Raw genomic sequence first — 13,604 nt, 5'->3', positions numbered from 1 at the left:
ATGCGCCGTGGAGAGAAAGCCGGCGGCGATCATGCGCCCGGCACGCGTCCGTCCGGGCCGTAGAAGCCGGACTTCGACGGCGCGACCTGCAGCGCCGCGAGCGCCTTGCGGTTGTATTCCATGCGGGTGCGGATCAGCACGCCGTTGTTGTTGTTGCCCTGCTTCGCACGGCGGGCGGCGGCGCAAAGGAGCGTCCATTGTTCGGCGAGTTGCGCATCGCCCTCGGCGGCGGCTTCCATGCCGATGAATCCGCCCGGCAGGCCGAGCGCGCCGAGCTGCGTGTCGCGCTGCTGCTCGAGCACGCCGATGCGCTCGGTCAGCGCGGTCTTTTGCCCGATGATCTCCGGCAGCGCGGCGAGCGGCTGCGCGGCGATCAGCGCTTTTTCCTCGTGGGCGAGGAGGGATTCGAACGCCTGAACAGCGGCGATTTCTTCGATGACAGTGGCAAGCAGGGCGTCTCTCATTGCAGTTCGCTAAAACGCGGGTTTCGTCAAAGCCGCCCGGCGCCGTCCACGTCGTGCTCCGGGCGAGCCCGGGCCGTTGCGTTTCAGCCGCCAGTCGGCGGGGTTCTCGTTTGCAGCAGGTCGCGCGCAGTGCTCAGAATGCCGTCGGCGATCTTGCTGGTATCGATCTTCAGGCTGCCGTCGCGGATCGCGGCCTTGATCGATTCGACCTTCGCCGTATCGATGTCCGAGCCGTTCGACGCACGCAAGTCCGACGACAACGTCGACAGACTCACCGGCGATGCCGCGCCCGCTTTCACGCCGGTGGCCGGCGTGGTGGTGGCGGCAGCCGCAGCAGTTTTCGCATCGCTTTGCGATGCGCGTTGTGAGCCTTCCTGCAGGCTCGCCAGAGTGGTGTTGCTTTTCGATTCGATTTTCACGATGTCCATTCCCGAACGTGTTGAGTCCTTTATCGGCGGGGGGTCTCGGAAACTTTACCCTGCCTTGGTGGCGCAGCACACGCTCGGCGACATCATCGCCCGCAAAACCTTACGGGGCGGGCCTTCGATCGAATTGCAACAAAGTGAAACATTCGGTAATCAATTCTTCGGACGGTCCTGGCCGGGTCGGGAATGGACGGCGGCGCCCGTCACATGCGGATTTCCACCGTCTGACTATCCTTGACGACGCCCGTCACGATCTGGCCGCCAGCGGTCTTCACGCGGACCTGCTGGCCGGGCGTGGCGTTGTTCATCGCGCTGCCTTCGGACGATATCGAGAAGCCCGAGCCGTCGGTGACGACGCGAACCGTCTGCCCGATCGCCACCGAGCTTGCTGCGCGCAGCATGTCGGTGCGCAGCGGCAGGCCCGCCGGCACGCGCGACAGCGTCACCGCGCCGACCGCCTGCGACGGATCGGTGACGACCGCTTGCGGCATCGCGGTGAGATCGCCGTCGCGGGCGACGAGATCGGCGTTGCCGAGCATTTCGCCCGGCGCGACCGCGCGTGCGGCGACGTAGTACGTCGCGTTGATCGACACCCGCGCCTGAACATACAGCGTCCACGGCCGCTCGCCGACGCAGCGCACGCCGACCGTCACGCGGCCCCAGAGGCGCGCGCCCGTCGGCATGAACGGATCGAGCGCCGTGCAGGCGGCGAGGCCGCGCGGGAAGACGGGCGTCACGGTGATATCGACTTTGCCGGGCAAGCCGGCGGCTTGTTGCTGCAAGAACGCGAGCGCGGCGGCGCGGATGGTCTCGCCATCCTGCATCGTCGCAGCGCCAGCGCCAGCGGCGGCGGGCTGCGGCGTGAAGCTCGCGCGCTTCATGGCGGGCGCATCCGGAGCGGACGGCGTGAAGTTCACGCGCCTGACCGGCGATGCGTCGCCCGCCGCGATCGGGCGTGCGTTGGCCGTGCGCGACGCGGCGGCGTCATCGCGCGTGACGACGACGGGGATCACGTCGCGCGCGGCGGATGCAGCCGCCGCCATCGGCTTGACGGCTGCGGCAACGGGAGCCGGCTTCGCTTCGCCAGCGCCGGGAATGACGATCATCCCGCTCGCATCGTCCATTGCGTCGTCTGCGGATTCGGCGCGCGCTTCGAGCGCGAGCGCGGCGTGGCGCATCGCGGCATCCGCGGCTTTGGTCGCAGCGCGATAGCCGGGCGCGGGCGCAAGATAAGGCGCGGGCGTCGGCGCAACCGTGGATACAGCAGAAGCAGCGGCGGGAAGCGCCTTCGCCATATCCGCGACCGCCGAAGGATTCGTCTCCGCGTTGCCGGGAATGGCGATGAAGCCGTCGCCCTGCTGCGCGAACGCGCTTGTGACGAGCCCCACGACGCCGACGAACAGCGACGCGCGGCGTGCAAAAGACGCCACGCACGGCGACGCGACTTTCGACGGATGCCCGGCGGACCTGCTCATCACTTTCTCCTTGCTCGCCGCGCTAGGCGCAGACACGTTGTTCGACTCGATCGTTGAGCGCGGAATCGATCCGCCTCTCACCACGACCCAGATTCTAGATAGCCGGCGTCACGCTCAAGCCTCGAATAGAGGCCGCGTTTCCCGGTTATTCATCGGATCAGTCATTGCGCGCCGCTCCTAAGATGCGTGTCATGCAAAAAGGCCCGCGCGGTACGGCGGGCGTCTGCGACATCACGAACTTGGGGAATCCAGGGAATGCTAGACAAGCTCGACAAGGAATTGGCGTTCGGCCGCGAAGCGCTCGATGTGCGCGCGTACCGGCAGGAACTGCTGTCGTCGAATATCGCGAACGCCGACACGCCCGGCTACAAGGCGCGCGACGTGAACTTCTCCACGGCGCTCGCCGGCGCGCTGAAGCAGGGCGGCGGATCGGCGGCGTCGAACGCATCGACGCTGAAGATGGCGCAGCCAGTATCGATCTCGAGCGGCGCGTCGATGGCCGTGACCGCGAAGGGACACCTGTCCGGCACGTCAACGCTCGCCGCATCCGGCGGTTCGAGCGACGACTACGGCCGGCTCGCGTATCGCGTGCCGAGCCAGCCATCGCTCGACGGCAACACGGTCGATCTGGACGCCGAACGCGTGCAGTTCGCGGACAACGCGCTGCACTTCGAAGCCGGCATGACGGTGCTCACCTCGCAGATCAAGTCGATGCTGTCCGCCATTACAACCAATAGCTGAGGAAGAGCATGCCTTCATTGATGAACATATTCAGCGTCGCCGGCTCGGCGATGTCGGCTCAGGCGCAGCGCCTGAACGTGACCGCGTCGAATCTGGCGAACGCGGACAGCACGACCGGACCGGACGGCCAGCCGTACAAGGCGAAGCAGGTCGTCTTCGCCGTCGATCCGCTCGGCGGCGCGAGAAGCGGCTCCGGCCAGCAGGTCGGCGGCGTGCAGGTGACGGGCGTCATCGACGATCCGAGCCCCATGAAAACCAGCTACGACCCGAGCAATCCGGCGGCGAACGCGGACGGCTATGTGACGCTGCCGAACGTCGATCCCGTGCAGGAGATGGTCAACATGATTTCCGCGTCGCGTTCCTATCAGGCGAACGTCGAAACGCTCAACACCGCCAAGCAATTGATGCTCAAGACCCTGACCATCGGAACCTGAACCGGACTCTGAGGAATAACCCGTGACGACCAACACCACGATCGGCAGCAACGGCACCCAGGTGTCGCAGACGCTGCTTGACACCATGAACGGCGCGTCGAGCGCATCGAGCTCGTCGGCCAGCAGCACGAGCGGCACGTCCGCTTCGGACCTGCAGAACACGTTTCTCACGCTGCTCGTGACGCAACTGAAGAACCAGGACCCGACCAATCCCGCCGACAGCTCGCAGATGACTTCGCAGCTCGCGCAGATCAACACGGTGTCGGGCATCGGCCAGTTGAACACGTCGCTGAGTTCGCTCGCGACGCAACTCTCCGCGGGCCAGTCGACGCAGGCCGCGTTGCTGATCGGCTCCAACGTGCTCGCGCCAGGCAATGCGCTGACCGTATCGAGCGGGGCGTCGTCGAGCTTCGGCGTGCAGCTCGCCAACGATGTCAGCGACCTGCAGATCGTCGTGAAGGACAAGTCGGGGAACATCGTCAATACGCTCGACCTCGGCGCGCAGGGCGCAGGCGTGGTGCCGGTATCGGGCTGGACGCCGGTCGATTCGAAGGGCGCGACGCTCGCCGACGGCAGCTACACGATCACCGCGCAAGGCACGATCAACGGCCAGCAGGCCACCGCCACGACGCTTTCCGCTTCGCAAGTGCAGAGCGTCGTGCAGATGTCGGGCGGCGCGCCGGGCCTGAAGCTCGCGAACGGCTCGACGGTTGCGCTGACCAGCGTAGCTTCGATTCTTTGATTCCAACTTCCTTTGCTGCCGGGATGCCCCGGCTAAAGAGTAAAACATGAGCTATCAACAAGCACTGAGCGGTCTGGGCGCCGCGTCGAGCGATCTGGATGTGATCGGCAACAACATCGCGAACGCGAATACCGTCGGCTTCAAGCAGGGCGCCGCGCAGTTCGCGGACATGTACGCCAGCTCCATGGCCACCGCCGTGTCGAACCAGATCGGCATCGGCACGCGCCTCGCCGAAGTGCAGCAGCAGTTCTCGCAAGGCACGATCACCACGACGAACCAGGCGCTCGACGTCGCGATCAACGGCAACGGCTTCTATCAGCTGTCGAACAACGGCTCGGTCGTGTATTCGCGCAACGGCGTGTTCCATCTCGACAACAGCGGCAACATCGTCAACTCGGCGGGCCTGCAACTGATGGGCTATGCAGCCGATTCCGGCGGCGTCGTCAACAGCGCGAGCACGGTGCCGCTGACGGTGCCGACCGCGAACATTGCGCCGACCGCGACGAAGACCATCACCGCTGCGTTCAACCTGAACTCGCAGGACGACGTGAAGCCCGTCGCCGACTTCGACCCGACCAACGGCAACACGTATAACGCATCGACTTCCGTGGATGCGTACGACTCGCTCGGCGGCACGCAAAAGGTCTCCGTCTACTTCACGAAGACCGGCACGAACACGTGGGAAGCGTTCGCAGGCTACGGCGATCCGGTCTCGCAGCAGACCGACCTCGGCGCGGTGAGCTTCGATGCGTCGGGCAATCTGACGTCCGGCAAGACCTTCACTTTCACGATCCCGAACGGCGCGGACCCGACGCCCGGCGCGACGCAATCGCTGACGCTGAACCTCGCGGGCACCACGCAATACGGCGCGAAGAGCGGCCTCACGAACCTGACCCAGGACGGCAACAGCACGGGCGAACTGACGGGCTTCACGGTCGGCACCGACGGCATGCTGACGGGCAACTACTCGAACGGCGAAACGAAGGCGCTCGGCCAGATCGCGATTGCGAACTTCAATAACCAGAACGGCCTGCAGAACCTCGGCGGCAACGTGTATGCGCAGACCGCGGCTTCGGGCGCGGCGCAAGTCTCGGTGCCCGGCTCGACCAATCACGGCACGCTTACGGGCGGCGCGGTGGAAAACTCGAACGTCGATCTGACCAACGAGCTCGTCAATCTGATCACCGCGCAGCGCAACTATCAGGCGAACGCGCAGACGATCAAGACGCAGCAGACCGTTGACCAGACGCTGATCAATCTGTAAGCACCGTCCGCACGCATAGGAAAGAAGGAAGCGATTCATGGACCGTCTGATCTACACCGCGATGACCGGCGCAAGCCAGTCGCTCGAGCAGCAAGCCGTCGTGGCGAACAACCTCGCGAACGCATCGACCACGGGTTTCAAGGCGCAGCTCGCGGCGTTCCGTCAGGTGCCGATGTCGTTCGAGAACCAGTCCGCCGACGGCACGACGCGCACCTTCGTGCTGTCGTCGACGCCGACCGCCGATTATTCCGCCGGCCCGATCCAGCAGACCGGCAATCCGCTCGACGTGGCGGTGCAGGGACCGGGCTGGCTGTCCGTGCAAACGGCGGACGGCGGCGAGGCGTACACGCGCGCCGGCAATCTGCATGTGGATCAGAACGGGCAGCTGGTGACGGCGAACAACTTGCCGGTGCTCGGCAACGGCGGTCCGCTGTCGGTGCCGCCGGGCGCTGAAATCACCATCGGCAAGGACGGCACGATTTCCGCGCTGATTCCCGGCGATCCGCCGACCGCCATCGCGACCGTCGATCAACTGAAGCTCGTCAATCCCGATCCGGCGACGCTCTCGCGCGGCGACGACGGCCTCTATCGCACGGCAAGCGGCGACCCCGCCGATGCGGACCCGAACGTCGTCGTGGTCGGCGGCGCGCTGGAGGGCAGCAACGTGAATCCGGTCTCCGCGATGGTCTCGATGATCACCAACGCGCGCCAGTTCCAGATGCAGACCAAGCTGATGGAATCGGCGGACCAGAACGAACAGTCGGCCAACAAGCTGCTCAACTTCTCCTAAGCGAAAACGCAAAGTCAGGAAACGAAAAGTCAGGAAACGAACATGAATCGCTCTCTCTACATCGCCGCGACCGGCATGAATGCGCAGCAAGCGCAAATGGATGTGATCTCGAACAACCTCGCGAACGTGGCCACCAACGGCTTCAAGGGCTCGCGCGCCGTGTTCGAGGATCTGCTGTATCAGACGACCCGCCAGCCGGGCGCGAATTCCACGCAGCAAACCGAGCTCGCATCCGGCATACAGCTCGGCACCGGCGTGCAGCAGGTCGCGACCGAACGTCTCTACACGCAAGGCAATCTGCAGCAGACGGGCAACTCGAAGGACGTCGCCATCAACGGCCAGGGCTTCTTTCAGGTGACGATGCCGGACGGCACGACCTCGTACACGCGCGACGGCTCGTTCCAGACCAACGCGCAGGGCCAGCTCGTCACGTCGAGCGGCTATCAGCTCAACCCGGCCATCACGATTCCGCAGAACGCGACGTCGATCACCATCGGCTCGGACGGCACGGTGTCGATCACGCAGCCGGGCTCGACCGCCGCGACGAACGTCGGCGCGATTCAGCTTGCGACCTTCATCAATCCGGCCGGTCTCGAAGCGCGCGGCGAAAACCTGTTCTCCGAAACGGGCAGCTCGGGCGCGCCGAACGTCTCGCAGCCGGGCCTGAACGGCGCCGGCTCGCTGCAGCAGGGCTATGTGGAAGCGTCGAACGTGAACGTGGTGCAGGAACTGGTCAACATGATCCAGACGCAGCGTGCGTACGAAATCAACAGCAAGGCCGTGACGACGTCCGACCAGATGCTGCAGACGCTCTCGCAAATGCAGGTTTAACCCTCTATTCGACGGATGGGATTGCCGAAGATGGCGTCACACTGACGCATCTTTCGCTTCAATCGAGTTATCAAGATGTCGCCTACTTCAATCTTCGCGCGTGCTTCGATGGCGGTGCTCATGTCGGCGCTCGCCGCATGCGCCCTCGTGCCGAAAGAGCCGATCATCCAGCAGCCGATGACCGCGCGTCCGCCGCAGCCGCCCGTCGGCACGCGTTCGCCCGGCGCGATCTACAACGCGGGCTATGCGGGCCGTCCGCTTTTCGAAGACCAGCGGCCGCGCAATGTCGGCGACATCCTGACGATCGTCATTTCGGAGAACGTCAACGCGACGAAGTCGTCGGCGGCGAACACCAACCGTGGCGGCTCGGGCTCGTTCTCGGTGCCGACGACGCCCGGCATCTTCGGCGGTCTCTTCAACAACACGAACCTGTCGGCCACCGGCGCGAACAAGTTCACGGCGGCCGGCGGCGCGAGCGCGGCGAACACGTTCAGCGGCACGCTGACCGTCACCGTCACCGAAGTGCTGCCGAACGGAAACCTGATGGTGAGCGGCGAGAAGCAAATGCTCATCAATCAGGGCAACGAATTCGTGCGCTTCTCGGGCGTCGTCAATCCGACGACGATCTCGGGCAGCAACACCGTGTACTCCACGCAAATCGCCGACGCCAAGATCGAGTATTCGGCGAAGGGCTATATCGACGAAGCGCAGAACATGGGCTGGCTGCAGCGCTTCTTCCTCAACGTCGCGCCGTTCTGATCATGACTCCGCTTCTTCGTTTCGTTTCGTTCTCGCTCGCGGCCGCGCTGGTCGCCATTGGCTCCGCGCAGCACGCGCATGCCGAGCGTCTCAAGGATCTCGTCTCGTTCCAGGGCGTGCGCGACAACCCGCTCATCGGCTACGGTCTCGTCGTCGGTCTCGACGGCACGGGCGACCAGACCATGCAGACGCCGTTCACCACGCAGAGCCTGACCAACATGCTCGGCAACCTCGGCATCACCGTGAACTCGGCAACGACGCAGAACATGCAGTTGAAGAACGTCGCCGCCGTGATGGTGACGGCGACGCTGCCGCCGTTCTCGCGTCCCGGCGAAGCGATCGACGTGACGGTGTCGTCGCTCGGCAACGCGAAGAGCCTGCGCGGCGGCACGCTGCTCATGTCCCCGCTCAAGGGCGCGGACGGCCAGGTCTATGCGATGGCGCAGGGCAATCTCGTGGTCGGCGGCGCGGGGGCGAGCGCGAACGGCAGCAAGGTGCAGGTCAATCAGCTTGCAGTGGGCCGCATTTCGGGCGGCGCGATCGTCGAGCGCGCGGTGCCGACGGCGTTGCAGCAGCAGGGCGGCGTGATGCAGATGGAAATGCGCGAGATGGACTTCGACACGACGCAGCGCGTCGTCGCGGCGGTGAACAACCAGTTCGGCATGGGCACGGCGCTCGCGCTCGATGGCCGCACCATTCAGCTTCGCGCGCCGCAGGACGCCGCCGAGCAGGTGGCCTTCATGGCGCAACTGCAGAACATCGACGTGCGTCCGGCGCAGGCCGCCGCCAAGGTCATCCTCAACGCGCGCACCGGCTCGATCGTGATGAATCAGATGGTGACGCTGCAGAACTGCGCGGTCGCGCACGGCAACCTGTCGGTGGTCATCAACACGCAGACGGCGGTGAGTCAGCCCAACGCGCTGTCGAACGGGCAGACGGTGGCGGCGAAGCAATCGCAGATTCAGCTGAAGCAGGACAGCGGCGCGCTCAAAATGCTGTCGGCGGGCGCGAATCTCGCGGATGTCGTGAAGGGGCTGAACGCACTCGGCGCGACGCCTGCGGACCTGATCTCGATCCTTCAGTCGATGAAGGCGGCAGGCGCGCTGCGCGCCGACCTCGAGATCATCTAAGGAGGACGGCACATGAACCCGAATACGAACGGTATCGCCAGCACGGCGCTGGCATCGACCGATACGAGCGGATTGTCGAACCTGTCGAATCGCTTTGCGCTCGACACACAGGGCTTCGATGCGCTGCGCGCGCAGGCGAGTGCGAATCCGCAGCAGGGCCTGAAGGCGGCCGCGCAGCAATTCGACGCCGTCTTCACGCAGATGATGCTGAAGAGCATGCGTGACGCGACGCCATCGGACAGTCCGTTCGAATCGAACGATACGAAGTCGTTCACGGCGATGCTCGATCAGCAGCTAGCGCAGCAGATGTCGTCGAAGGGCATTGGCGTGGCGGACATGATGCTCAAGCAGCTCATGCGCAACGCGGGCGGCAAGACCGACGCGCACGGCATGGGCAGCAACACTGCAATGAATGCGATGAGCGCGCTCGCGGGCGGCGGCAGCGGCGGCGACATCGAAGCGAACGCGGGCAACATCGCCGCGATGAACGCGATGGCGAAGGCGTATGCGGCGGCGCAGGCGAACCGGAACGGCGCATCGCTCGGCGATGGCCGCGGCTACACGGCGGCGAGTGCGCTGGAGCCGCCGGCGCGCGGCAACGGGTCGGACAAGGTGAATGCGTTCGTCGAGCGTCTTGCGGCGCCTGCGCAGGCGGCGAGCGCGGCGACCGGCATTCCGGCGCGGTTCATCATCGGCCAGGCGGCGCTGGAGTCGGGCTGGGGCAAGCGCGAGATCAGGCAGGCGAACGGCGCGACGAGCCACAACATTTTCGGCATCAAGGCGACGAGCAGCTGGACCGGCAAGACGGTGAACGCGGTGACGACGGAGTACGTCAACGGGCAGCCGAAGAAAGTGGTGGAGCGCTTCCGCGCCTATGACTCGTATGAGGAAGCGCTGACGGATTACGCGAGCTTCATCAAGAACAATCCGCGTTATGCGCCGGTCGTGGAGGCGTCGCGCGATGTGGCGGGCTTCGCGCACGGCATGCAGAAGGCCGGTTATGCGACGGACCCGCAGTACGCGAAAAAGCTGATTTCGATCATGAAGCAGATCGTCTGACGGCGGCCCGGAAGGTGCAAACGTTTTACGTGTGAACGCACGGCGCACCACACAAGTTTTACGCGACGGCCCCTAAACTTTTCGTGAGGCATGCCGCTAACTCGTGGACGACAAGTACCGGATCGAGGCGATGCGGATTGCCGCGTGGCGTCGAGAGGCGGGCGATGCGGGGGGAAAATGAACACGGCCAGCACCATGAATACCAATCACAAGCATGACTTTGCCGACGACGACTGCGACCACGAAGTGGATTTCGGGCGTCGGAATCCGCTGGAGATCGGCGTATCGCTGCGCAATCTCGCGAATCGGGGCGATTTTCTGACGGCGCAATATGGCGACGCGCAGATCGTCACGCGTTTGCTGGATGTCGATGTGACGTCGCATCGATTCACTTTCGACTGGGGCGGCGTGGCGGAGCAGAATCGCGATGTACTGCGTGCGCAGAAGTTGATTTTCCATGCGGCGCCGGAGGGCGTGCGGGTGGAATTCACGACGGGTGCGGCGCGCGAGACGACGTTCGATGGCCGGCCTGCGTTCGAGGCGGAGTTTCCGCCTGTGCTGTATTACATGCAGCGTCGCGAGTATTTTCGTGTCGAAGCGCCGGTGCTCGATCCGTATATTTGCAGCGGGTCGCTGCCGGGCGGGGATCGGTTTCGATTTGAAGTGCACGATTTGTCGCTGGGTGGCGTTGCGTTGCGCACGTCGGATGAGCGCGTTGCGGATATGGAGATGGGTGTCGTGATTCAGGATGCTGAATTGCACTTCACTGCAACCGGGAAGGTTACGCTCGATATCAAGCTGGTTTCGCATCGCGAGTCGCTTACACCTAAGGGCGATCGGCGGTTTACGCTTGGGTTCAAGTTCGTTTCGATGCCGGGGTCGGCGGAGAATACGCTTCAGCGGCTTATTACTCAGCTTGAGATGAAGCGGCGGGCTTTGGCCAAGTGAGTGCGGTTTTCTTGGGAACCGCCTGTTGACCGCTTTCTTTGCGTTGAACTTGTATTCGTGTCGGTCTATTAGTGCGCCCCTCCCCGGGGTGGAGGTCACTTTCTTGGCTGTCGACCAGAGTTGGCGCTTCAGCGCCTTACTCTGGTCCCATGCAAAGAAAGTCACCACAGAAAGCAGCTTTGCTCGAACCGCTCGATGCACTGATTCGTGTGGTCACTCCGTAGAACGTCGGTGGCACTCAGCTTGACAGAGCCCCGAATCACCTTTCGCGCCCACTGACTACTTACGTCCTCCGAGCCCCTCGGCTCGTCAAAACCTACTGTGCGTTTAGTACGTCGCGCACAAAAACTCACTCGGTGAATCAGTCAGTCTCTTTACGGCGCACCCCTATAGAGACCGACGCGACATAAAGCTCACCGAAAAGGCTCCGAATACCCCATCAGTTCGACAAATGAAAACGCAAAAGAAGAACCGATAATCAAAAAGCCAAGGCTCCAGCTAAAGGAACCGAAACGATCCGCCGATATAGAACGCAACGGCAAGCGCGGAACGAGGCACCACCCCCGCGGGCAGCGAAAAATAGGAACCCCCGTCAATGTCCAACAACATCTTCAACATCGGCCTGTCGGGCTTGAACGCGGCCCAATGGGGCCTGACGACGACTGGTCAGAACATCAGCAATGCGGCCACACCGGGCTATACGCTCGAGAAGGTCGCGTATCAGGAATCGTCCGGGCAATTCACCGGCTCCGGCTACCTCGGCAGCGGCGTGCAGACCGCCACCGTCACGCGCCAATACAGCCAGTACCTCACGACGCAAGTCAACAACACGCAATCGTCGAGCAGCGCAGCGAACACGTACTACACGATGATCTCGCAGCTCAACAACCTCGTCGGCGATCCGACCGAAGGCATCGCTGCAGGCATCACCAGCTACTTCTCCGGCCTCCAGTCGGTTTCGAACGCAGCAAGCAGCTCCGCGTCGCGTCAATCGCTCATCAGCAGCGCGCAGACGCTCGCCAATCAACTGACGTCCGCCGGCGAGCAATACGATCAACTGCGACAAAGCGTCAACACGCAACTGACCAGCGCCGTATCGTCGATCAACAGCTACGCGCAGCAAATCGCCGATCTCAACAAGCAGATCAACATCGCAAGCGGATCGGGACAGCAGCCGAATCAATTGCTCGATCAGCGCGACCAGGCCGTCGCCAATCTCAGTTCGATGATCGGCGTGCAAGTCGTGCAGCAGGACGGAAACTACAACGTGTTCATCGGCAACGGACAGCCGCTCGTCGTCGGCAGCACGCAATACGGTCTGCAAACCGTCGCATCGCCGTCCGATCCGAGCGAGCTCACCGTCGCCTTCAAGAGCCGCGACGGGTCCACGCCGACCGCCGCGCAGACGCAATACATCGACGACTCCGCGCTCACGGGCGGCGTCGTCGGCGGCCTCGTCGCCTTCCGCAACGAGACGCTCGATCCGGCGCAGGCGCAACTCGGCGCCATCGCGACCAGCTTCGCCGCGCAATTGAACGGGCAGAACGCGCTCGGCCTCGACCTCAACGGCAATCCGGGCGGCGCGCTGTTCTCGACCGGCGATCCCGTGATCTACGCCGACGCGCGCAACAAGGGCAACGGCAGCGTGTCGGTCTCGTTTGCCGATCCGACGCAGCCGACCACCAGCGACTACGACATCACGTTCGACGGAACCGACTACCAGGTGACGGACAGCGCGTCGGGCAAGGCGCTCGGCAGCTTCTCGGCGGCGGATGGCGAAGGCACGGTCGCCGGCCTCAAGATCACCGTGTCGGGAACGATGCAGAAGGGCGATTCCTTCAGCATCCAGCCGACGCGCGCCGCGCTCGACAACTTCGCACTCGCGACGACCAGCGCCGGCGCGATCGCGGCGGCATCGCCGGCGGTGTCGTCGGCATCGACGAGCAACACCGGCACGGCGTCGATCACATCGGCCACGGTCGCGGCGGGCTATACCATGCCGACGGGATCGGGCATCACGCTGACTTACGACACGGCGGCGAGCGGCTTCACGTCGAACGTCGATGTGACGGTGAACGGCGCCACGTATGCCGCGAACTCGACGATTCCGTACGACTCGTCGAAGGGACTCACGATCACGTCGAACGGCGTCAGCGCGACGATCAGCGGCAAGCCCGCCGATAACGACACGTTCAGCATCGCGCCGAACAAGGGCGGCACGAGCGACGGCAGCAATGCGCTCAAGATGGCGAACCTCGTGTCGGCGAAGTCGCTCGACGGCGGCAGCGAGACGCTGACGAGTTCGTATGCGGCGTATGTCAACACCATCGGCAACCAGACGAATCAACTCAAGGCGACGAGTTCGTCGCAGACCGCGCTGCTCAATCAGGCGACGACGGCGCAGCAATCCGTGCAGGGCGTGAACCTGAACGAGGAAGCGGCGAATCTGATTCAGTATCAGCAGCTTTATCAGGCGAACAGCAAGGTGATCCAGACGGCGTCGAGCCTGTTCCAGACGCTGCTCGGCATCTTCAATTAAGGC

The 13,604-nt window shown here is 64.0% G+C and carries 14 protein-coding genes; 11 read left to right on the top strand and 3 right to left on the bottom strand.

Translation table 11 applies throughout. The features are described from left to right. Nucleotides 1–29: 29 nt before the first annotated feature. The 3 genes from P9255_RS18630 to flgA all read right to left on the bottom strand — a co-directional run bounded on the left by P9255_RS18630 (nt 30) and on the right by flgA (nt 2,364). The gene (locus P9255_RS18630) at nt 30–464 is read right to left on the bottom strand and encodes a flagellar protein FlgN (protein WP_309763775.1); all 435 of its coding nucleotides are present in this window, start codon (nt 462–464) and stop codon (nt 30–32) included. Between the two features lie 83 nt (nt 465–547). Beyond that, entirely contained in the window at nt 548–883 is a 336-nt protein-coding gene (gene flgM, locus P9255_RS18625; RefSeq protein ID WP_309790775.1) for a flagellar biosynthesis anti-sigma factor FlgM, read from the bottom strand. A 209-nt stretch (nt 884–1,092) separates the two neighbouring features. Next, nucleotides 1,093–2,364: a flagellar basal body P-ring formation chaperone FlgA gene (flgA, locus tag P9255_RS18620; protein ID WP_309790236.1), complete on the bottom strand. Its 1,272-nt coding sequence runs from the start codon at nt 2,362–2,364 to the stop codon at nt 1,093–1,095. A gap of 255 nt (nt 2,365–2,619) precedes the next feature. Between flgA and flgB the strand changes: the two genes are divergently transcribed. From flgB to flgK, 11 genes are all read left to right on the top strand, one after another. After that, nucleotides 2,620–3,105, top strand: coding sequence for a flagellar basal body rod protein FlgB (gene flgB / locus P9255_RS18615; RefSeq protein ID WP_309790235.1), 486 nt, complete (start codon nt 2,620–2,622; stop codon nt 3,103–3,105). A gap of 8 nt (nt 3,106–3,113) precedes the next feature. After that, nucleotides 3,114–3,539: a flagellar basal body rod protein FlgC gene (flgC, locus tag P9255_RS18610; RefSeq protein ID WP_309763778.1), complete on the top strand. Its 426-nt coding sequence runs from the start codon at nt 3,114–3,116 to the stop codon at nt 3,537–3,539. A 22-nt stretch (nt 3,540–3,561) separates the two neighbouring features. Next, entirely contained in the window at nt 3,562–4,281 is a 720-nt protein-coding gene (locus P9255_RS18605) for a flagellar hook assembly protein FlgD (RefSeq protein WP_309763779.1), read from the top strand. A 46-nt stretch (nt 4,282–4,327) separates the two neighbouring features. Then, nucleotides 4,328–5,545 carry a flagellar hook protein FlgE gene (flgE, locus tag P9255_RS18600; protein ID WP_309763780.1) on the top strand — a complete coding sequence of 406 codons (1,218 nt, stop codon included), beginning with the start codon at nt 4,328–4,330 and terminating at the stop codon, nt 5,543–5,545. A 37-nt stretch (nt 5,546–5,582) separates the two neighbouring features. Further along, a complete protein-coding gene (flgF, locus tag P9255_RS18595; RefSeq protein ID WP_309763781.1) occupies nt 5,583–6,335 on the top strand; it encodes a flagellar basal-body rod protein FlgF in 753 nt (250 codons plus the stop codon). A 42-nt stretch (nt 6,336–6,377) separates the two neighbouring features. Next, nucleotides 6,378–7,166, top strand: a complete 789-nt coding sequence (gene flgG / locus P9255_RS18590) for a flagellar basal-body rod protein FlgG (RefSeq protein ID WP_309763782.1) — start codon at nt 6,378–6,380, stop codon at nt 7,164–7,166. Nucleotides 7,167–7,241: 75 nt separating this feature from the next. Continuing rightward, nucleotides 7,242–7,925, top strand: a complete 684-nt coding sequence (locus P9255_RS18585) for a flagellar basal body L-ring protein FlgH (protein WP_309763783.1) — start codon at nt 7,242–7,244, stop codon at nt 7,923–7,925. A 2-nt stretch (nt 7,926–7,927) separates the two neighbouring features. After that, the gene (locus P9255_RS18580; protein ID WP_309763784.1) at nt 7,928–9,055 is read left to right on the top strand and encodes a flagellar basal body P-ring protein FlgI; all 1,128 of its coding nucleotides are present in this window, start codon (nt 7,928–7,930) and stop codon (nt 9,053–9,055) included. A gap of 12 nt (nt 9,056–9,067) precedes the next feature. Continuing rightward, nucleotides 9,068–10,114, top strand: a complete 1,047-nt coding sequence (gene flgJ / locus P9255_RS18575; protein WP_309790234.1) for a flagellar assembly peptidoglycan hydrolase FlgJ — start codon at nt 9,068–9,070, stop codon at nt 10,112–10,114. A gap of 195 nt (nt 10,115–10,309) precedes the next feature. Continuing rightward, nucleotides 10,310–11,062, top strand: a complete 753-nt coding sequence (locus P9255_RS18570; RefSeq protein WP_309790233.1) for a flagellar regulator YcgR PilZN domain-containing protein — start codon at nt 10,310–10,312, stop codon at nt 11,060–11,062. A 595-nt stretch (nt 11,063–11,657) separates the two neighbouring features. Continuing rightward, nucleotides 11,658–13,601 (top strand): flagellar hook-associated protein FlgK, encoded by a 1,944-nt coding sequence (gene flgK, locus P9255_RS18565; RefSeq protein WP_309790232.1) that lies wholly within the window; start codon nt 11,658–11,660, stop codon nt 13,599–13,601. Nucleotides 13,602–13,604 lie beyond the last annotated feature (3 nt).

This window comes from Caballeronia sp. LZ019 (assembly GCF_031450825.1).
In the GTDB taxonomy this organism is placed as follows: Bacteria; Pseudomonadota; Gammaproteobacteria; order Burkholderiales; family Burkholderiaceae; genus Caballeronia.
Note: the sequence above shows the minus strand (reverse complement) of the source record. Positions and strands in the feature narration are given on the sequence as shown.

Excerpts from the sequence above, each read along its gene's own strand:
- P9255_RS18630 (WP_309763775.1), bottom strand. The coding sequence starts at position 464 with ATGAGAGACGCCCTGCTTGCCACTGTCATCGAAGAAATCGCCGCTGTT.
- flgA (WP_309790236.1), bottom strand. The coding sequence starts at position 2,364 with ATGAGCAGGTCCGCCGGGCATCCGTCGAAAGTCGCGTCGCCGTGCGTG.
- flgB (WP_309790235.1), top strand. The coding sequence starts at position 2,620 with ATGCTAGACAAGCTCGACAAGGAATTGGCGTTCGGCCGCGAAGCGCTC.
- flgC (WP_309763778.1), top strand. The coding sequence starts at position 3,114 with ATGCCTTCATTGATGAACATATTCAGCGTCGCCGGCTCGGCGATGTCG.
- flgE (WP_309763780.1), top strand. The coding sequence starts at position 4,328 with ATGAGCTATCAACAAGCACTGAGCGGTCTGGGCGCCGCGTCGAGCGAT.
- flgF (WP_309763781.1), top strand. The coding sequence starts at position 5,583 with ATGGACCGTCTGATCTACACCGCGATGACCGGCGCAAGCCAGTCGCTC.
- flgG (WP_309763782.1), top strand. The coding sequence starts at position 6,378 with ATGAATCGCTCTCTCTACATCGCCGCGACCGGCATGAATGCGCAGCAA.
- P9255_RS18585 (WP_309763783.1), top strand. The coding sequence starts at position 7,242 with ATGTCGCCTACTTCAATCTTCGCGCGTGCTTCGATGGCGGTGCTCATG.
- P9255_RS18580 (WP_309763784.1), top strand. The coding sequence starts at position 7,928 with ATGACTCCGCTTCTTCGTTTCGTTTCGTTCTCGCTCGCGGCCGCGCTG.
- flgJ (WP_309790234.1), top strand. The coding sequence starts at position 9,068 with ATGAACCCGAATACGAACGGTATCGCCAGCACGGCGCTGGCATCGACC.
- P9255_RS18570 (WP_309790233.1), top strand. The coding sequence starts at position 10,310 with ATGAATACCAATCACAAGCATGACTTTGCCGACGACGACTGCGACCAC.
- flgK (WP_309790232.1), top strand. The coding sequence starts at position 11,658 with ATGTCCAACAACATCTTCAACATCGGCCTGTCGGGCTTGAACGCGGCC.